Consider the following 15,755-nt stretch of genomic DNA (forward strand, 5'->3'; position numbering starts at 1 on the left):
GACCTTGCCGTAGTGGTCGTCCGGCGTCAGCCGAGTCGCTTCACCAGGGCCTGGTACTCGTCCCACAGCTCCTTCGGCGTGTGCTCGCCGAACATCTCCAGGTGGGCCGGGACCAGCGCGGCCTCCTGCTTCCAGATCTCGCGGTCGACCGTGAACAGCAGCTCCTGGTCGGCGGCCGGGATCTCCAGCCCGTCGAGGTCGAAGCCCTCGACCGTCGGGAGCACGCCGATCGGGGTCTCGACGCCCTCCGCGGTGCCTTCGAGGCGCTCGACGATCCACTTCAGGACGCGGCTGTTCTCGCCGTAGCCGGGCCACACGAACTTGCCGCCGGCGTTCTTGCGGAACCAGTTGACGTAGTAGATCTTCGGCAGCTTGGTGGCGTCGGCCTCGGCGCCGACCTTCAGCCAGTGCGCGAAGTAGTCGCCCATGTTGTAGCCGCAGAACGGCAGCATCGCGAACGGGTCGCGGCGCAGCTCGCCGACGGTGCCCTCGGCCGCAGCCGTCTTCTCGGAGGCGATGTTGGCGCCGAGGAAGACGCCGTGCTGCCAGTCGAAGGACTCGGTGACCAGCGGAACGGCGGTGGCGCGGCGGCCGCCGAACAGGATCGCCGAGATCGGGACGCCAGCCGGGTCCTCCCACTCGGGGGCGATGGTCGGGCACTGCGCGGCGGGGACGGCGAACCGGGAGTTCGGGTGGGCGGCGGGGGCCTCGGACTCGGGGGTCCAGTCGTTGCCGCGCCAGTCGGTGAGGTGGGCGGGGGCGTCCTTGGTGAGGCCCTCCCACCACACGTCGCCGTCGTCGGTGAGGGCGACGTTGGTGAAGACGGTGTTGCCCCAGAGGGTCTTGATGGCGTTGGCGTTGGTGTCCTCGCCGGTGCCGGGGGCGACGCCGAAGAAGCCGGCCTCGGGGTTGATGGCGTAGAGCCGGCCGTCGGCGCCGAAGCGCATCCAGGCGATGTCGTCGCCGATGGTCTCGACCTTCCAGCCCGGGATGGTGGGCTGGAGCATGGCGAGGTTGGTCTTGCCACAGGCGGACGGGAACGCGGCGGTGACGTACTTCGCCTCGCCGGACGGCGGGGTGAGCTTGAGGACGAGCATGTGCTCGGCCAGCCAGCCCTCGTCGCGGGCCATGGTGGAGGCGATGCGCAGCGCGTAGCACTTCTTGCCGAGCAGGGCGTTGCCGCCGTAGCCGGAGCCGAAGGACCAGATCTCCTTGGTCTCCGGGAAGTGCGAGATGTACTTGGTGGTGTTGCACGGCCAGGCGACGTCCGCCTCGCCCTCGGCGAGCGGGGCGCCGACGGTGTGCACGGCCTTGACGAACTCGCCGTCCTCACCGAGCTGGTCAAGCACGGCCTGGCCCATGCGGGTCATCACGCGCATCGAGACGGCGACGTAGGCGGAGTCGGTGATCTCGACGCCGTACGCGGCCAGCGGGGAGCCGACGGGGCCCATGGAGAACGGCACCACGTACATGGTGCGGCCCTTCATCGCGCCGCGGAACAGGCCGTTCTCACCGGAGAAGATGTCCCGCATCTCGGCGGGGGCCTTCCAGTGGTTGGTCGGGCCGGCGTCCTCCTCCTTCTCCGAGCAGATGAAGGTGCGGTCCTCGACGCGGGCGACGTCGGACGGGTCGGAGGCCGCGTAGTAGGAGTTGGGCCGCTTGGTCTCGTCGAGCTTGGTGAAGGTGCCCTGGGCGACGAGCTGCTCGGCGAGACGGTGGTACTCCTCCTCGGAACCGTCGCACCACACCACCTGGTCGGGCTGGGTGAGGTCGGCAATCTCGTTGACCCACTCCACCAGGCGCTGGTGGCGGGTGGGCGCGGACTCGGCGCGCGCAGAGATCTGAGTCGACACGATCGCTCCGTTTCACACCATCTCGGCCAGGAGACGGCATCGCGGGGGTTGAGGGTCCTTACACGGTAGACCTGGCGACCCGCCCTCCATTCGTCAAACTGTCGTCATTGACGAGATCTTTACTCCAGAGTGTCTGATTCGGGGACTCCGAGTCACCCTCCACACACCCGGTTCGACCCTCCCTGACACCCCCCGAACACTCCAGAACGTCTAAAAGTGAGGATCGCCACTTTCCTACGCGCCGGTAACCTACGGTTCCGTAAGATGCTGCCATGACCGCGGAAGCCCTCGATCTCGCAAAGCCCAAGTGGCGCGGCTGGCTGCATGCCGGCATGTTCCCGGCCTCGCTGGCCGCCGGAATCGTGTTGATCTGCCTGGCCGAGTCGACGGCGGCGCGAATCGCCTGCGTCGTCTACTCGGTGAGCGCCTGGATGCTGTTCGGCGTGAGCGCGGTGTACCACCGCTTCACCTGGGGACCGCGCGGCGAGGCGGTGCTGCGCCGACTGGACCACGCCAACATCTTCCTGATCATCGCCGGGACGTACACCCCGTTCACCATGCTGCTGCTGGACGGCGCGCGGCAGCAGGTGCTGCTGTGGCTGGTGTGGGGCGGCGCGCTGGCCGGAATAGCGTTCCGGGTGTTCTGGGTCGGCGCCCCGCGCTGGCTGTACACCCCTTGTTACGTGGCGCTCGGCTGGGCGGCGGTGTTCTTCCTGCCGGACTTCCTGCACAAGGGTGGCGCGGCCGTCCTGACGCTGATCGTCGTCGGCGGCGCGCTCTACACCATCGGCGGGGTGATCTACGGCCTCAAGCGCCCGAACCCGTCACCGCGCCTGTTCGGCTTCCACGAGGTGTTCCACGCCTTCACCCTCGGCGCGTTCATCGTGCAGTACGTGGGGATCTCGCTGGTGGCGTACACCGCCACCTGAGCCCCCCGCAGAAACGATCCCCCGCGGAACCGACCCATTCGGTCAGTACCGCACCGGCTGGGCCGCCCTCGCCTCCAGCCGCTCCCGGGCCCGACGGCAGCGCTCGCAGTGCGCCGCGTCGGGCCCTTCGCCTGCCGTGCGCTGGTGCGCCCGGCCGCGGAAGCGGTACGCGACCCAGGCCATCACCGCCAGCACCTCGACCGCCGAGACCACCCAGACCAGGCGGGCCCCGCCGATCAAGTACCCGGCTATGACGGCCAGCGCGGCCAGCACACCGACCACGCCGCTCCAGAACCCGGTCGCTCCGTACTCCATTGGCAAACCTCCCACCGGCCGACAGGTCATCTGACGAGTCGTCAGAGAACTCCCCACCTACAGTGACACGTTCGGCACGCAGCGCGGGCGAACGGGGGATCAACAGCGCATCAATTCCAGAAGTGGGGATCCCGCAGCGCGGGCTTCGGTTGACACTCACCATCTTTTGAGAGTTACTCTCATTTGAGAGATTCACTCGGATGGAGGTCCGTCATGCCCGCTCCGCACCCCCGGCGCTGGATCGCGCTGGTAGCGGTCGCGCTCAGCGTGCTCGTCATCGGCTTCGACACCACCGTGCTGAACGTCGCCCTGCCCGACCTGGCCCGGCAGCTGGACGCCGGCACCGGGCAGCAGCAGTGGATCGTCGACGCCTACACGGTGGTGTTCGCCGCCGCCCTGCTCCCGGCCGGCCTGCTCGGCGACCGCTTCGGCCGCCGCCGCACCCTGGTGACCGGCCTCGCCCTGTTCGGCGCGGCCTCCGTGCTCGGCACCCTGGCCGGCAGCCCCGCCACGCTGATCGCGGCCCGCGCCGGGATGGGCCTGGCCGCCGCGTTCGTGATGCCGATGTCGATGGCGGTGATCCCCGCCGTCTTCCCGCCCGCCGAGCAGCGCCGCGCCACCGCGCTGCTGACCACCATGACGGCCATCGGCGTGCCGCTCGGGCCGGTCGTCGGCGGGCTGCTGCTGCGCGGCTACTGGTGGGGCTCGATCTTCCTGATCAACGTGCCGCTGGTGGTGCTCGGCGTGCTGGCCTGCCTGCTGCTGCTCCCCGAGTCCGCCGACCCGGCCGCGCCCCGGATCGACCTGCGGTCCGCGGCCCTCGCGGCCGGCGGCCTGGCCGCGCTCACCTGGGGCATCATCGAGGGCGCCGAGCGCGGCTGGGGCGACGCCCTGGTGCTCGCCGCGCTGCTCGGCGCGGTGGGCGCACTGACCGCGCTGGTGCTGCGCAGCCGCCGGGAGGACCACCCGATGCTCGACCTGCGGCTGCTCGGCGAACCGGTGTTCCGCTGGTGCGCGATCGCCGTCACCCTGGTCTCGGTCGCCCTGCTCGGCGGATTCTTCGTGCTGCCCGCCTACTTCCAGAGCGTGCTGGGCACCGACGCCCTCGGCAGTGGCCTGCGGCTGATGCCGATGATGGGCGGCCTGCTGGTGGCCGCCCGGCTCGGCGAACGCCTGGTGCGCCGCTTCGCCCCGCGCGGCGTGATCGCCGCCGGGCTGGCACTGACCGCCCTCGCCCTGCTGCTCGGCAGCCGCACCGCGCCCGGCGACGGCTACGGGTGGACGGCGCTGTGGCTGCCGCTGTTCGGTGCCGGGCTCGGCCTGGTGCTGATCACCGCGACCGCCTCCGCGCTGCTCCTGCTGCCGCCCGCCAAGGCCGGGGTCGGCTCCGGGCTGGTGCAGACGCTCCGCCAGGTGGGCGGCGCGGTCGGCGTCGCCGTGTTCGGCAGCCTGCTGGCCGCCGGCTACCGCTCGGCGCTGCACCTTCCGGCGCTCCCCGGGGACGCCGCGCACCGGGTCCGCGGTTCGGTGATCGCCGCCGACGCGGTCGCCGAACGGCTGGGCGACCCGTCGCTCGCCGCGTCCGCGCACGTCGCGTACGTGCACGGCATGGACCTGGTGCTGCTGGCCGCCGGGGTGCTGGCGGCGCTGTCCGCCGTGCTGGTCGCGGCCCGGATGCCGGGCGGCGGCGACCCCGTGGCCCCGGCCGCTCCCCAGGCACGGCCGCTGGCCCCGGCCGCTCCCCAGGCACGGCCGCTGGCCCCGGCCGCTCCCCAGGCACGGCCGCTGGCCCCGGCCGCTCCCGAGGCGCGGCCGCTGGCCGCGGCGGGCGGTGATCCCGGAGAATCGTCCGCATGAGCACCCCGCGCAGCGCCCGGCCCCGCCCGTCCGAAGGCTCCTCCGGTTCGCTGGAGGAGCTGGTCGAAGCCCCGATGTCGCTGCGCGAGCGGAAGAAGCTGAAGACCCGCCAGACCCTGCGCCGGGAGGCCTTCCGGCTGTTCGCTGAGCAGGGCTGGGAGGCCACCACCGTCGACCAGATCGCGGCGGCGGCGGAGGTCTCCCCGGCCACCTTCTTCCGGTACTTCCCGACCAAGGAGGACATCGTCCTCAATGACGAGTACGACCCGATGATGGCCGCCGCGATCCGGGCCCGGCCGGCGGACGAGCCGTTCCTCGCCTCCGCCCGGGAGGTGCTGGTCGGGCTGGTCCGCCGGATCGCCGAGCAGGAGCGGGAGGAGCTGTACGCGCGGATGCGGCTGACCGCCTCCGTCCCGTCCCTGCGGCTGCGGATGCTCGACGCCGCCGGTCAGCCGCGCACGATGATGCTCGACCTGCTCACCGAACGGGCCGGCCTGGACGCCCCCACCCTCGAACTGCGGATCACCGCCGCCGCGGTCGCCGCCGCGCTCACCGAGACCTCGCTGTACTGGGCCGACCACGAGGGCCAGGACGACCTCGCCGACCTGCTCGACCGGGCCCTGGCCCACCTGCAGAGCCTCTGACGGGTCAGTTCACCAGCACCAGCTTGCCGGTGGTGCGGCCGGTGTCGCCCAGCGCGTGCGCCTTCGCGGCGTGCTCCAGCGGGAACGTCCCGGCGATCTCGGCGCGCAGCAGGCCGCGTTCGGCCAGATCCGCGATCGCCGCCATCCCGGCGTGGTCGGCCTCCACCATCATCATCGCGGTGCGCACGCCGAGCCGTTCGGCCTCCTCGGCCAGCCCCTCGAAGGGGACGGGCAGGATCGACACCAGCAGGCCGCCGCGCCGCAGGGTCCGCAGCGAACGCAGCTGGTACTCGCCGCCGACGGCGTCCAGCACCACGTCGACCTCGCGGACCGTCTCGGCGAAGTCGGTGCTCCGGTAGTCGATCGGCTCGTCCACGCCGATGCCGCGCAGGAAGTCGTGCTTCGCGGCGCCGGCGGTGCCGATCACGTACGCGCCGCGGGACTTGGCGATCTGCACGGCGAGGTGTCCGACGCCGCCGGCCGCGGCGTGCACCAGTACCCGGTCGCCGGCCTTGACCTGCGCGGTGTCCACCAGCGCCTGCCATGCGGTCAGCGCGGCCAGCGGCAGCGCGCCGGCCTGGACGACGTCCACGCCGGCGGGCCGGGCGGCGAACGCCCGGGCGGGGCCGGTCACGTACTCGGCGTGGCCGCCGACGCCGTGCGGGTAGGGCAGCATGCCGAGGACCTCGTCGCCGGGCTTGAACAGGGTGACGCCGAAGCCGACCGCCTCCACGGTGCCGGCCACGTCCCAGCCGAGCACGAACGGGGGCTCGCCGAGGAACAGGCCGCCCTCCCGGTGCTTCCAGTCCGTCGGGTTCAGGCCGGCGGCCCGGACCTTCACCAGGATCTCGCTCAACCCGGGCTCCGGGCGCGGGAGTTCCACCACCTTGAGGACGTCGGGGCCGCCCAGGACGTCCTGGCTGATCGCTCGCATCGTGTTCGTCGTCATGCCCCCAGCCTGGCTTGCCCGGGGCGCCCGCGGCAGTGGCATGATGGTCACTGTCCGATGGGATCCTGCCAGGAGGGTGGCCGTGCCGAAGCCCACGAAGACGTCGCCGCACCGGATCGCGGTGCTCGCCCTGGAGGGCGTGTACCCCTTCGAACTCGGCATCCCCCGGCGGGTGTTCGCCGCCGCCGGTGGCAGCTACGAGCTGGCCACCTGCACCGTCGACGGCCAACCGGTGCGCTCGGACGCCGACTTCACCATCACCGTCGCGCACGGCCCGGAGATCCTCCGCACGGCCGACACCGTGGTCATCCCGCCCTTCGACTTCGCGCTCGCCACCGGCGCGCTCGACCCCGCGGTGACCGAGGCACTCGCGCTGATCCGGCCCGGCACCCGGCTGATCTCGATCTGCACCGGCGCGTTCGCGCTCGCCGCCGCCGGCCTGCTCGACGGCCGGCCCGCCACCACCCACTGGGCGCTCGCCGACCGGTTCCGCGAGCTCTTCCCCAAGGTGCGGCTCGACCCGGACGTGCTGTTCGTCGACGACGGCGACATCCTCACCTCGGCGGGCGCCGCCTCCGGCGTCGACCTGTGCCTGCACGTGCTCCGCAGCGACCACGGCGCGGCCGTCGCCAACCACGCCGCCCGGCTGGCCGTCGTCCCGCCCTGGCGCGACGGCGGCCAGGCCCAGTACATCGAGCAGCCCGTCCCGGCGGCCGGCGCCACCGGCACCGCCGCCACCCGCGAGTGGGCGCTGGCCCGGCTGCACCAGCCGCTGACCCTCGCCGAACTGGCCGGGCACGCCGCGATGAGCAGCCGCACCTTCGCCCGCCGCTTCCACGACGAGACGGGCCAGAGCCCCGGCCGCTGGCTCACCCAGCAGCGCGTCGCCCTGGCCCGTCACCTGCTCGAAGCCACCGACCTGACGGTCGACCAGATCGCCGGCCGGGTCGGCTTCGCCAACGCGGTGTCGCTGCGCCAGCACCTGCACTCGGCGATCGGCGTCTCACCGCTCGCCTACCGGAAGACCTTCGCCGGCGCCTAGCCCTTCCGGCGGCGGCTGCGCACCCCGATCACCGCGCCCGCCAGGGCGGTTGCGCCCAGCGCGGTGCCCGCGGTGAGCAGCGGTGCGCCGCTGCTCCCGGACGCGGAGGCCGCATCGGCCTGGAAGCCGCCCGCCTTGCCGGCGGTGTCGTACGCGGAGCCGGGCAGCTTGTCGCCGTACCGCTGGTGGACCAGCTGCTGGTAGGCGGCGACGGTGGTGCCGTGCGCGCCGACCGAGCGGCGGGCGGTGTCGTCGAGCGGCAGGATCCGGCCGTCCTTGAGCTCGTACCAGGCGCCGAGCTGCGGTTCACGGAAGGCGGTGCCGCCGTCGGCGGCGGCCCGGGCCGCGTAGTCGGTCTCGTCGCTGCCGGAGGCGATGTTGACCACCCGCCAGCTGCCGTTCTGCTGAGCTGTCCAGACCGAGGCGGCCTGGCCGTCGGCGGCGACGGCCTTGGTGGCGGTGAACTCGACGGTGGCGACGGGCGCGCCGGGCTTGCCGGCCACGAACCCGGCGTCGAGGGTGCGGACCGGCACCGTGTCGCCGCTGAGCCGGGGCGCGGCGGCGCGGGCGGCCTGCGTCTCGTCGCTCGGGCCGATCGCCGGCGGCTGGGTCGGCGGCACCCCCTTGCGGGCGAAGAAGTGCCCCAACTGGTCGAGCACGGACGGGTTCTGGGCGGCGGCCCGGGCGGCGGCGAGGTCGCCCGCCCCCGGCTGCTGGTCGGTGGCCTGCGCCAGCGGGGCGGTGGCGAGGCCGAGGGCGGCGGCCGCGGCGAGTGCCGCGGCGGCGCGGGCGAGTCGGACGCGGTGGCTGCTCATGACGGGGCTCCTCACGCGCCGATCCGGTACAGGGAGTGGGTCCAGGAGAACGACCCGTTGCTCACGTAGTAGTTGTAGTCGCCCCAGTTGTAGCGGTAGTTGGACGGCCACGGGTCGCCCCAGTACAGGTAGTTGCTGCCGCTGTCGTAGCCGTACAGCACGTTCATGTGGCCGCCGCCGGAGCTCCACTGGATCCGGGTCTCCACCGGCCGCCCGGCGTCGATCTCGCCCTGCACGGTGGCGTAGCGCAGGTAGCCGCTGACGTACGAGCCCGGGTTGATGCCGAATGAGTACAGCGCGTTCTGCACCTCGGCCAGGCTGGCCTGGCTGTTCGGGCAGGTGGTGTTGGCGGCGCGGCCGAACGCCGCGTTGCAGAACTGGTTCTGGCTGTAGTTGTAGCCGTAGTAGGCGGCGATGGTGTTGCCGGACGCCGCCCAGCACCAGTTGCTCTGCTGCTGGGCCTGCATGGTCAGGTTGAGGGTCCGCGCGGTGCCGGCCGCCAGCGGGGCCTGCGGCTTCGCGGCGGTGGCGGACTGTATCGCGGCCGGGGCGGAATTGGCTGCGGCGGGGGTGGTGGCGGCTGCGGCGGGGGTGGTGGCGGCCGCGCTCAGCGCCGGGGCGAGGATGCCCAGGGCGAGTGCGGCGACCGTCCGACGCAGCCGCATCGGGGTGAGTGGCATGGGGGAATGCCCTCCTGGCAGAGGAGTGGGTGTGGGGGGCGGCGTCCGGATGCGCTGCCGACGAGCATCCGGCCGTTGACGCCAGGCGGTCAACGGGCCCCGCGGGCGCCGGAGTCGAGGTGTGAACGGCCCCCGCCCGGGTGTGAACGCGACCGCGCTGGGCAGCGCGGATATCGACCGGGGCGGTGACAAGCCGTCCACAAGGTGTGAATATTCACGCTCAGTTGAGGAGGTGGCCTTGCAGCCGACCGCACCGCCCGAACTCGCCCTCGCTCTGCGCACCGGACCGTTCCACCTCGCCCTGCGGGCCGCCATCGCCGCCCGGGGCCTGGCACTCCACCGGCTGCGCGAGCGCCTCGCGCAGCGCGGCGTGCACGTCGGCGTGACCAGCCTCAGCTACTGGCAGCAGGGCCACCGCCGCCCCGAACGGGCCGAGTCGCTGCGCGCCGTCGCCATGCTCGAAGAAGTGCTGGAACTGCCCGAACACTCGCTCACCCGGCTGCTCGGCCCCCGCCGCGGCACTCCCGACCCGGCCGCGCCGCCCGTCCGCCCCTACCGCGACCTGATCACCCCCGCCGAGGCGGTGGACGGTCTGCTCGCCGTCCTCTCCGGCCCGCCCGACACCGGCCTGCACACCGTCACCCACATCGAACGGATCCAGGTCGGCGCGGACCGGCGGCTGCAACGCCGCGACTCCCAGCACGTGCTGCGCGCCCACCGCGACGGCATAGACCGCTACCTGGCGATCTACCAGGGTGACCCCGGCTGCGACATCGACCGGGTCCGGGTCCGGGCCGAGGAGAACTGCCGGCCCGGCCGGATCCGCCGCGACCCGGCCGCCCACCTGCTGGTCGCCGAACTCCTGCTGGACCGGCGGCTGCGCACCGGCGACACCCACCTACTGGGCTACGGCTTCGACGAGTCGCCGTCGCCGCAGCCCAGCCGCGAGTACGTGCGCGGCTTCAACGCGGGCGCCGGCCAGTACGTGCTCCAGGTGACCTTCGACCCGGCCGCCCTCCCCGTCCGCTGCGACCGCTTCACCCGTCGCACCCCCGGCCAGTCCCCGCTGGAGACCGAGGAGTTGACCCTCGACGGGCACCACTGCGCACACCTGGTGGCCGAGGGGCTGCCGCCCTGCCTGCTCGGGCTGCGCTGGGACTGGGAGTGACGCTCAGTTCGTGCTGCGCTAGTTGGTGATGCGGCCGCCGGCCACATCGACCGTCAGCCCGGTCAGCCAGCCCGCGCCGTCGGAGGACAGGAACAGCGCGGCCTCCGTCACGTCCGTCGGGGTGCCGAGCCGGCCCAGCGGGTGGGTGGCCGCGACCTGGCTCTGCACCTCGGCGGGCATCCGGGCCTGCACCCTCTCGGTCAGGATCGCCGACGGGGCCAGGCAGTTGATCCGGATGCCGTGCGGCCCCAGCTCGGTGGCCAGGTACCTGGTCAGCATCACCACGCCCGCGTTGGCCACCCCGTACGCCAGGTTGGCGCCGCTGGGCTGGCGGCCGGCCGCCGAGGACATCGTCAGGATGGAGCCCGCGCCGCGCGCCAGCATGCCCGGCAGGAAGGCCTGCACGGTGAGGAACACCGAAGTCAGGTCGGAGTCCAGCACCTCGCGCCAGCGCTGCTCGGTGAGCTCCGCCACCGGCACCGGGAAGCCCTGGCCGCCGGCGAACGCCGCCAGCACGTCGACCTCGCCGAACCGCTCCGTCACCGCCTGCCGCACCTCGTCCAGCGCCTGGCCGTCCGTCACGTCGGCCACCGCGGACATCGCCTCGCCGCCCGCGCCGGTGATCTGCTCGACCACCGCCGCCAGTGCCGTCGCGTCCCGGCCGACCACGCACACGGCCGCGCCCTGGGCGGCGAACGCCCGCGCGGTGTGCGCGCCGATCCCGCGCGAACCGCCGGTGACCACCACCGTCCGGCCCTTCAGCTCCGCGTACATTCCGGTCATCTCGCTCAACTCCCCATCGGTCGGTCGTCGGTGCCGCGGCGGCGGGTCTTCGGCAGCAGGGCGGCCACGAACAGCAGCCACACCAGGCCGCCGAACCGGACCACCGGCAGCAGGTACATGAAGCCGTCCGCCAGCAGGGCGAACAGCGCGAGCATCGCGGCGGCGGCCACCACCAGGCCCGCCCACGTCACGGCGCGGGGCAGCAGGTCGGCGAGCATCGCCGACACCGAGACCCCCGCCGCCAGCAGGCCGAAGCCCGCCGCGAACGCGGGCCCGCCCGCCAGGAAGGACACGTCCGCCAGCGCCCGGCCCAGCGCGGGCGGCGCGTCGGCCGGCAGCCGGCCGCCCGCCCACGCCCCCGCCGCGCTCAGCACCAGCGCGGACGACGCCAACACGCCGCCGACCAGCGTGATCGCCGAGCCGGGTGCGGTGATTCCGAGCGCCCGCAGCCGCCGGTAGAGCAGCGCCGCGCACAGCGCCAGCGGCACCGACGCGGCGAGCAGCAGCAGCGCGCCCAGCCGGGCGGCCCCGCCGTGCTCCTGCGCGTACCGCACCACCTCGGCGCCGGTGGCGTCCGGATGCGGGGTGGCGCGGTTGACCACCGTGTAGGCGACCGTCAGCGCGGTGACCGAGATGGTCGGCGCGAGCAGCGGCGGGCCGGTCTGCGGGCGGCTCTTCGGCCGTCCGGCCGGGGCCGGGCGGGGCTGGGCGGTGGTGCTCATGGTTCCTCCCGTGGCGTTCGTCGACACGCACCGATCGATACACTCCGAATAATGATTACACCGTGGAACGATTGTCAAACGGGTACGATGTCGGCATGAGCATGGATCGAGCGGCGGACCAGAAGGACTGGCACGGCGGCCCCCCGCAGGGCCCACCCGGCCCGGGCAGCCCGCCCGGCGGCGGGGCGGCGTTCCTGCTGGCCCAGCTCGGCGCGCACGCCGCCGAGCGGTTCGCCCAGCGGATCGCCGAGCTCGACCTCACCCCCGCGCAGGCCGGCCTGCTCCGGCTGCTGGTGCAGAACCCGGGCCGCAGCCAGCGCGAGCTCGCCGACGCGCTCGGCATGCCGCCCAGCCGCTTCGTCCCGTTCGCCGACGGCCTGGAGCAGCGCGGCCTGATCGAGCGCCGCCGCAACGCGGAGGACCGCCGGCTGTACGCCCTGCACCTCACCGACCAGGGCCTGGCCCTGCTGGCCCGCCTGCGCGACACCGCCATCGCCCACGAGCAGGACGTCACCCAGGCCCTCACCCCCGAGGAGCACACCCAGCTGATCGCCCTGCTCGGCCGGATCGCCGCCCAGCAGCAGCTCACCCCCGGCGTCCACCCGGGCTACCGCACCCTGCGCGGCCGCTGACGCCGCTGCCGTTTCTCGCGCCCGGGCATGCGAAAGGGCCCCGAGGGGGTCTTCCTCAGGGCCCTTTCGTGGCGCGCTACTTGAACGCGACCTCCGCCACTTGAACGCGGCCTCCGCCACTTGAACGCGGCCTCCGCTACTTGAACGCGACCTCGGCCGCGTCGTTGACCGGCCGGTAGCCGAGGCGCTGGTAGATCGCGTTGCTGACGGGGTTGGACAGGTCGGTGTACAGCAGCACCTCGTCCGCGCCGCGCGACTTCGCGTGCACGGTGGCGGCGGCCGTCAGCGCGCTGGCGTAGCCGTGGCCGCGGTCGGCGGGCGGGGTGTAGACGGGGCCTATCCGGGACATCCCGGCGACGGCCGGGCTGGCCCCGGCGAGCGCGACCACCCGCTGGTCCTCGGTCTCCCACAGCACCAGGGTCTCGGCGGCGATCCGCTGGTCGGTGTCGGCGAACGGGTCGCCGGGCGGCCGGACCTCGGCCTCCACGCAGAAGTCGACCAGCCACCGGGCGACGGTCTCCCGGTCGGCGGGCGCGGCGAGCCGGGAACGGCCGGCGGGCGGGGCCGGCGGGGGCGTCAACTCGCCGAGCCGGAACAGCCGTTCGTTGCGCTCGATGTGCCAGTTGACGCCGGTGGTCCGGTGCCATTCGGCGGCGAAGGCGAGGGTGGTGCCGTGCTCGCCGGCCACCATGTCGGGGCGTTCGCCGTCGGCGGCGAGCCGGCGGGCCAGCTCCTCGGCGGCGGCCACCGGCATCCGGCCGAGCCGCGGCCCGTACGGCGGGGTGCGCAGGCAGGCGCCGGCGACGGCGCCGTCCGGGCCCTGCCACCAGCCGAAGCGCGGCGGCTGTTCGCCGTACGCGTGCAGGCCGTCCCGGGTGAGGCGGTCGAGGATGGTAAGCAGCACGGTGTTCTCGACGGGGTCGGCCGCGAGGAACTCCCCGGCTGCGCTGCGGAAGTCGTCCAGTGACGTGGTGAGTGTCCAGCCCATGGCGCATCCTCCCCCGCTGACGCCGCCGTTGACCAGCACTTTCCCGGCCAACGGCGGCGTCCCTGCTCACTGGGCGCGCAGGCGCTCCGTCAACTCGGCGACGTCCGCAGTCGGTTGCTCGCAGACGAAGTGCCGGCACACGTACGCGGCGGGCTTCCCGTCCAGCAGCGGACGGTCGGCGAGCAGCGGCACCTCGGTGTCGCCGACCTCGCCGACCGCGACCACCGCGCCGGGCGCGGTCGAACGCAGCGCGGCCAGGTGCAGCGCCGCCCGCCCCGCGTCCCCGGCCGGGCCGACCACCGCGACCTCGCGCGGCCCGTCCAGCAGCGCCTCCGCGACGGCCAGGCCCCAGCCGGTGAACCTGGGCGCGCGGGTGCCGAGCGACGAGACGATGCCCAACGCCCGTTCCGCAGCGGTGCGGTGACGCTCGGAGCCGGTGTACGCGGCGTACGTGAGCAGCGCCCCGGCGGCGGCCGTCCAGCCGGACGGGGCGGCGTTGTCGGTGGGGTCCTGCGGGCGGCGGATCAGCTGCTCGGCGTCGTCGGCGGTGTCGTACAGCGCGCCGGACTTCTCGTCGGTGAAGTGCAGCAGCACCAGGTCGAGCAGCTCCCCGGCGAGTTGCAGCCAGGACGACTCGCCGCCGACCGCGTACAGCGCGAGGAACCCCTCCGCGGTGTCCGCGTAGTCCTCCAGCACACCCGCGTTGGCGCCCGCGACGCCGTCCCGGGAGGTCCGCAGCAGCCGCCCGTCCGCCGTGAGGTGCACGGCGATCAGCAGGTCGGCGGCACGCTCGGCGGCCTCGATCAGGTCCGGGCGCTCCAGCAGCGCACCCGCCTCGGCGAGGGCGGCGATCGCCAGGCCGTTCCAGGCCGCGACCACCTTGTCGTCCCGGGCCGGGGCCGGACGCTGCGCGCGGGCCTCCCCGAGCTTCTCCCGGATCTCCCGGTGCTTGGCCAAGTCCTCCGGGTCGCGCAGGAGTTGCAGCACCGAGGTGCCGTGCTCGAAGGTGCCGGTGACGTCGAACAGCTCCACCGCGAGGGCGCCGTCCGCCTCCCCCAGCACCTCCGTCAACTGCTCGGGTGTCCACGCGTAGTACGCGCCCTCGACGGTCTTCCCGCTCGCCTCGTCCAGCGAGTCGGCGTCCAGCGCGGAGGCGAACCCGCCCTGCGGGGTGCGCAGTTCACGCAGCAGGAAGTCGGCGGTCTCCAGCACGACCCGCCGGGCCTGCTCGTCGCCGGTGGCGCGCCACAGGTGCAGGTACACCCGCAGCAGCAGCGCGTTGTCATAAAGCATTTTTTCGAAGTGCGGCACCGTCCAGGTGGCGTCCACCGCGTACCGCGCGAACCCGCCGCCCAACTGGTCGTACATCCCGCCGCGCGCCATCGCCTCGCAGGTGCGCTGCACCATCTCCAGCGCGGCCTCCGAGCCCGTCCGGGCGTGGTGGCGCAGCAGGAACTCCAGCACCATCGACGGCGGGAACTTCGGCGCCCCGCCGAACCCGCCCCGCCGCTCGTCGAACGACCGCGTCAACTCCACGACGGCCGCGTGCAGTTCACCCTCGCCGGGCGGCTGCGCGATCCCGCTGCCCACCGCGTACACCGAGGCCCGGTCCGCGAGATCCTTCCCGATCCGCGCCGCCACCTCCGAGACCTCGGCGCGCCGCCCCGTCCACGCCGTGTCCACCCCCTCCAGCACCTGCCGGAACGACGGCATCCCGTGCCGCGGCTCCGGCGGGAAGTACGTCCCGAAGTAGAACGGCTCCTTCTCCGGCGTCAGGAACACGGTCATCGGCCACCCGCCCCGCCCCGTGGCCGCCTGCACCGCCTCCATGTACACGGCGTCGACATCGGGCCGCTCCTCCCGGTCGACCTTCACCGCCACGAACCGCTCGTTCAGGTACCCGGCCGTCGCCTCGTCCTCGAACGACTCATGTGCCATCACATGGCACCAGTGACAAGCCGCATACCCGACGGACAGCAGAACGGGCACACCCCGCCGCTCCGCCTCGGCGAACGCCTCGGGAGACCACTCCCACCAGTCGACGGGGTTGTCTGCGTGCTGCTGAAGGTACGGGGACGTGGCATCGGCCAGGCGGTTCACCATGCCCGCAAGTATCCCGGCCCGTCAGCCACTCGTGCGGACCGGTCCGCCAACTCGCCGAAGTCATGCCTCTCACCACCTGTATCGACGCCTCGCAACGGCTCCGGTCTCCGCGCGTCAATTAGTCCTCTCCCGCCAAAGCGTGGCCCCGAGTCAAACAGGCACCTGCCTCAACCGGCCAGTTCCCCAATACCGGCGATCACGATCCCCTCCCAGTCGACCAAGAGTGAGCAACCGTCCGAACAGTCAGACGGCCGACCGCTGCGAGGCTACTGTTC

At 73.3% G+C, this 15,755-nt stretch carries 15 protein-coding genes; 6 read left to right on the top strand and 9 right to left on the bottom strand.

Going from position 1 to position 15,755, the window contains the following annotated elements:
• Positions 1-26: 26 nt before the first annotated feature.
• Positions 27-1,853: a phosphoenolpyruvate carboxykinase (GTP) gene (locus ACFYS8_RS08980; protein WP_387637851.1), complete on the bottom strand. Its 1,827-nt coding sequence runs from the start codon at positions 1,851-1,853 to the stop codon at positions 27-29.
• Positions 1,854-2,125: 272 nt separating this feature from the next.
• Between ACFYS8_RS08980 and ACFYS8_RS08985 the strand changes: the two genes are divergently transcribed.
• Complete coding sequence (locus tag ACFYS8_RS08985; RefSeq protein WP_387637853.1) at positions 2,126-2,782, top strand: hemolysin III family protein; 657 nt, start codon at positions 2,126-2,128, stop codon at positions 2,780-2,782.
• A gap of 42 nt (positions 2,783-2,824) precedes the next feature.
• Here ACFYS8_RS08985 and ACFYS8_RS08990 read toward each other — a convergent pair whose 3' ends face one another.
• Positions 2,825-3,097 (bottom strand): hypothetical protein, encoded by a 273-nt coding sequence (locus tag ACFYS8_RS08990; RefSeq protein ID WP_387637856.1) that lies wholly within the window; start codon positions 3,095-3,097, stop codon positions 2,825-2,827.
• Between the two features lie 213 nt (positions 3,098-3,310).
• On the opposite strand from ACFYS8_RS08990, the gene ACFYS8_RS08995 reads away from it, so the two are divergent.
• Positions 3,311-4,954, top strand: coding sequence for an MFS transporter (locus ACFYS8_RS08995; RefSeq protein ID WP_387637859.1), 1,644 nt, complete (start codon positions 3,311-3,313; stop codon positions 4,952-4,954).
• Positions 4,951-5,598, top strand: a complete 648-nt coding sequence (locus ACFYS8_RS09000) for a TetR family transcriptional regulator (protein WP_387637861.1) — start codon at positions 4,951-4,953, stop codon at positions 5,596-5,598. Before ACFYS8_RS08995 ends, ACFYS8_RS09000 begins: the two co-directional genes overlap by 4 nt.
• A 4-nt stretch (positions 5,599-5,602) precedes the next feature.
• On the opposite strand, the gene ACFYS8_RS09005 is transcribed toward ACFYS8_RS09000, so the two are convergent.
• Positions 5,603-6,547 carry an NADP-dependent oxidoreductase gene (locus ACFYS8_RS09005; RefSeq protein WP_387637863.1) on the bottom strand — a complete coding sequence of 315 codons (945 nt, stop codon included), beginning with the start codon at positions 6,545-6,547 and terminating at the stop codon, positions 5,603-5,605.
• A gap of 43 nt (positions 6,548-6,590) precedes the next feature.
• Between ACFYS8_RS09005 and ACFYS8_RS09010 the strand changes: the two genes are divergently transcribed.
• Complete coding sequence (locus ACFYS8_RS09010) at positions 6,591-7,589, top strand: GlxA family transcriptional regulator (protein WP_387637866.1); 999 nt, start codon at positions 6,591-6,593, stop codon at positions 7,587-7,589.
• Here ACFYS8_RS09010 and ACFYS8_RS09015 read toward each other — a convergent pair.
• Both ACFYS8_RS09015 and ACFYS8_RS09020 read right to left on the bottom strand, forming a co-directional pair.
• Complete coding sequence (locus ACFYS8_RS09015) at positions 7,586-8,404, bottom strand: hypothetical protein (protein WP_387637869.1); 819 nt, start codon at positions 8,402-8,404, stop codon at positions 7,586-7,588. The genes ACFYS8_RS09010 and ACFYS8_RS09015 overlap by 4 nt on opposite strands.
• An 11-nt stretch (positions 8,405-8,415) precedes the next feature.
• Positions 8,416-9,084, bottom strand: a complete 669-nt coding sequence (locus tag ACFYS8_RS09020; protein ID WP_387637871.1) for a papain-like cysteine protease family protein — start codon at positions 9,082-9,084, stop codon at positions 8,416-8,418.
• Between the two features lie 238 nt (positions 9,085-9,322).
• Here ACFYS8_RS09020 and ACFYS8_RS09025 point away from each other — a divergent pair, with 238 nt between their 5' ends.
• Positions 9,323-10,252 (top strand): hypothetical protein, encoded by a 930-nt coding sequence (locus tag ACFYS8_RS09025; protein ID WP_387637873.1) that lies wholly within the window; start codon positions 9,323-9,325, stop codon positions 10,250-10,252.
• Between the two features lie 18 nt (positions 10,253-10,270).
• Here ACFYS8_RS09025 and ACFYS8_RS09030 read toward each other — a convergent pair whose 3' ends face one another.
• Together ACFYS8_RS09030 and ACFYS8_RS09035 are read right to left on the bottom strand one after the other, a co-directional pair.
• Positions 10,271-11,035, bottom strand: coding sequence for an SDR family NAD(P)-dependent oxidoreductase (locus tag ACFYS8_RS09030; RefSeq protein ID WP_387637876.1), 765 nt, complete (start codon positions 11,033-11,035; stop codon positions 10,271-10,273).
• A gap of 5 nt (positions 11,036-11,040) precedes the next feature.
• On the bottom strand, positions 11,041-11,757 hold the full coding sequence (locus tag ACFYS8_RS09035; RefSeq protein ID WP_387637878.1) for a DUF4386 domain-containing protein: 717 nt from the start codon (positions 11,755-11,757) through the stop codon (positions 11,041-11,043).
• 95 nt (positions 11,758-11,852) lie between these two features.
• On the opposite strand from ACFYS8_RS09035, the gene ACFYS8_RS09040 reads away from it, so the two are divergent.
• On the top strand, positions 11,853-12,389 hold the full coding sequence (locus ACFYS8_RS09040) for a MarR family winged helix-turn-helix transcriptional regulator (RefSeq protein WP_387637881.1): 537 nt from the start codon (positions 11,853-11,855) through the stop codon (positions 12,387-12,389).
• Positions 12,390-12,525: 136 nt separating this feature from the next.
• On the opposite strand, the gene ACFYS8_RS09045 is transcribed toward ACFYS8_RS09040, so the two are convergent.
• Positions 12,526-13,377, bottom strand: a complete 852-nt coding sequence (locus ACFYS8_RS09045) for a GNAT family N-acetyltransferase (RefSeq protein ID WP_387637883.1) — start codon at positions 13,375-13,377, stop codon at positions 12,526-12,528.
• A 66-nt stretch (positions 13,378-13,443) separates the two neighbouring features.
• A complete protein-coding gene (locus ACFYS8_RS09050; protein ID WP_387637885.1) occupies positions 13,444-15,480 on the bottom strand; it encodes a thioredoxin domain-containing protein in 2,037 nt (678 codons plus the stop codon).
• Positions 15,481-15,755 lie beyond the last annotated feature (275 nt).

The organism is Kitasatospora sp. NPDC004615 (assembly GCF_042873545.1).
Taxonomy (GTDB): domain Bacteria; phylum Actinomycetota; class Actinomycetes; order Streptomycetales; family Streptomycetaceae; genus Kitasatospora.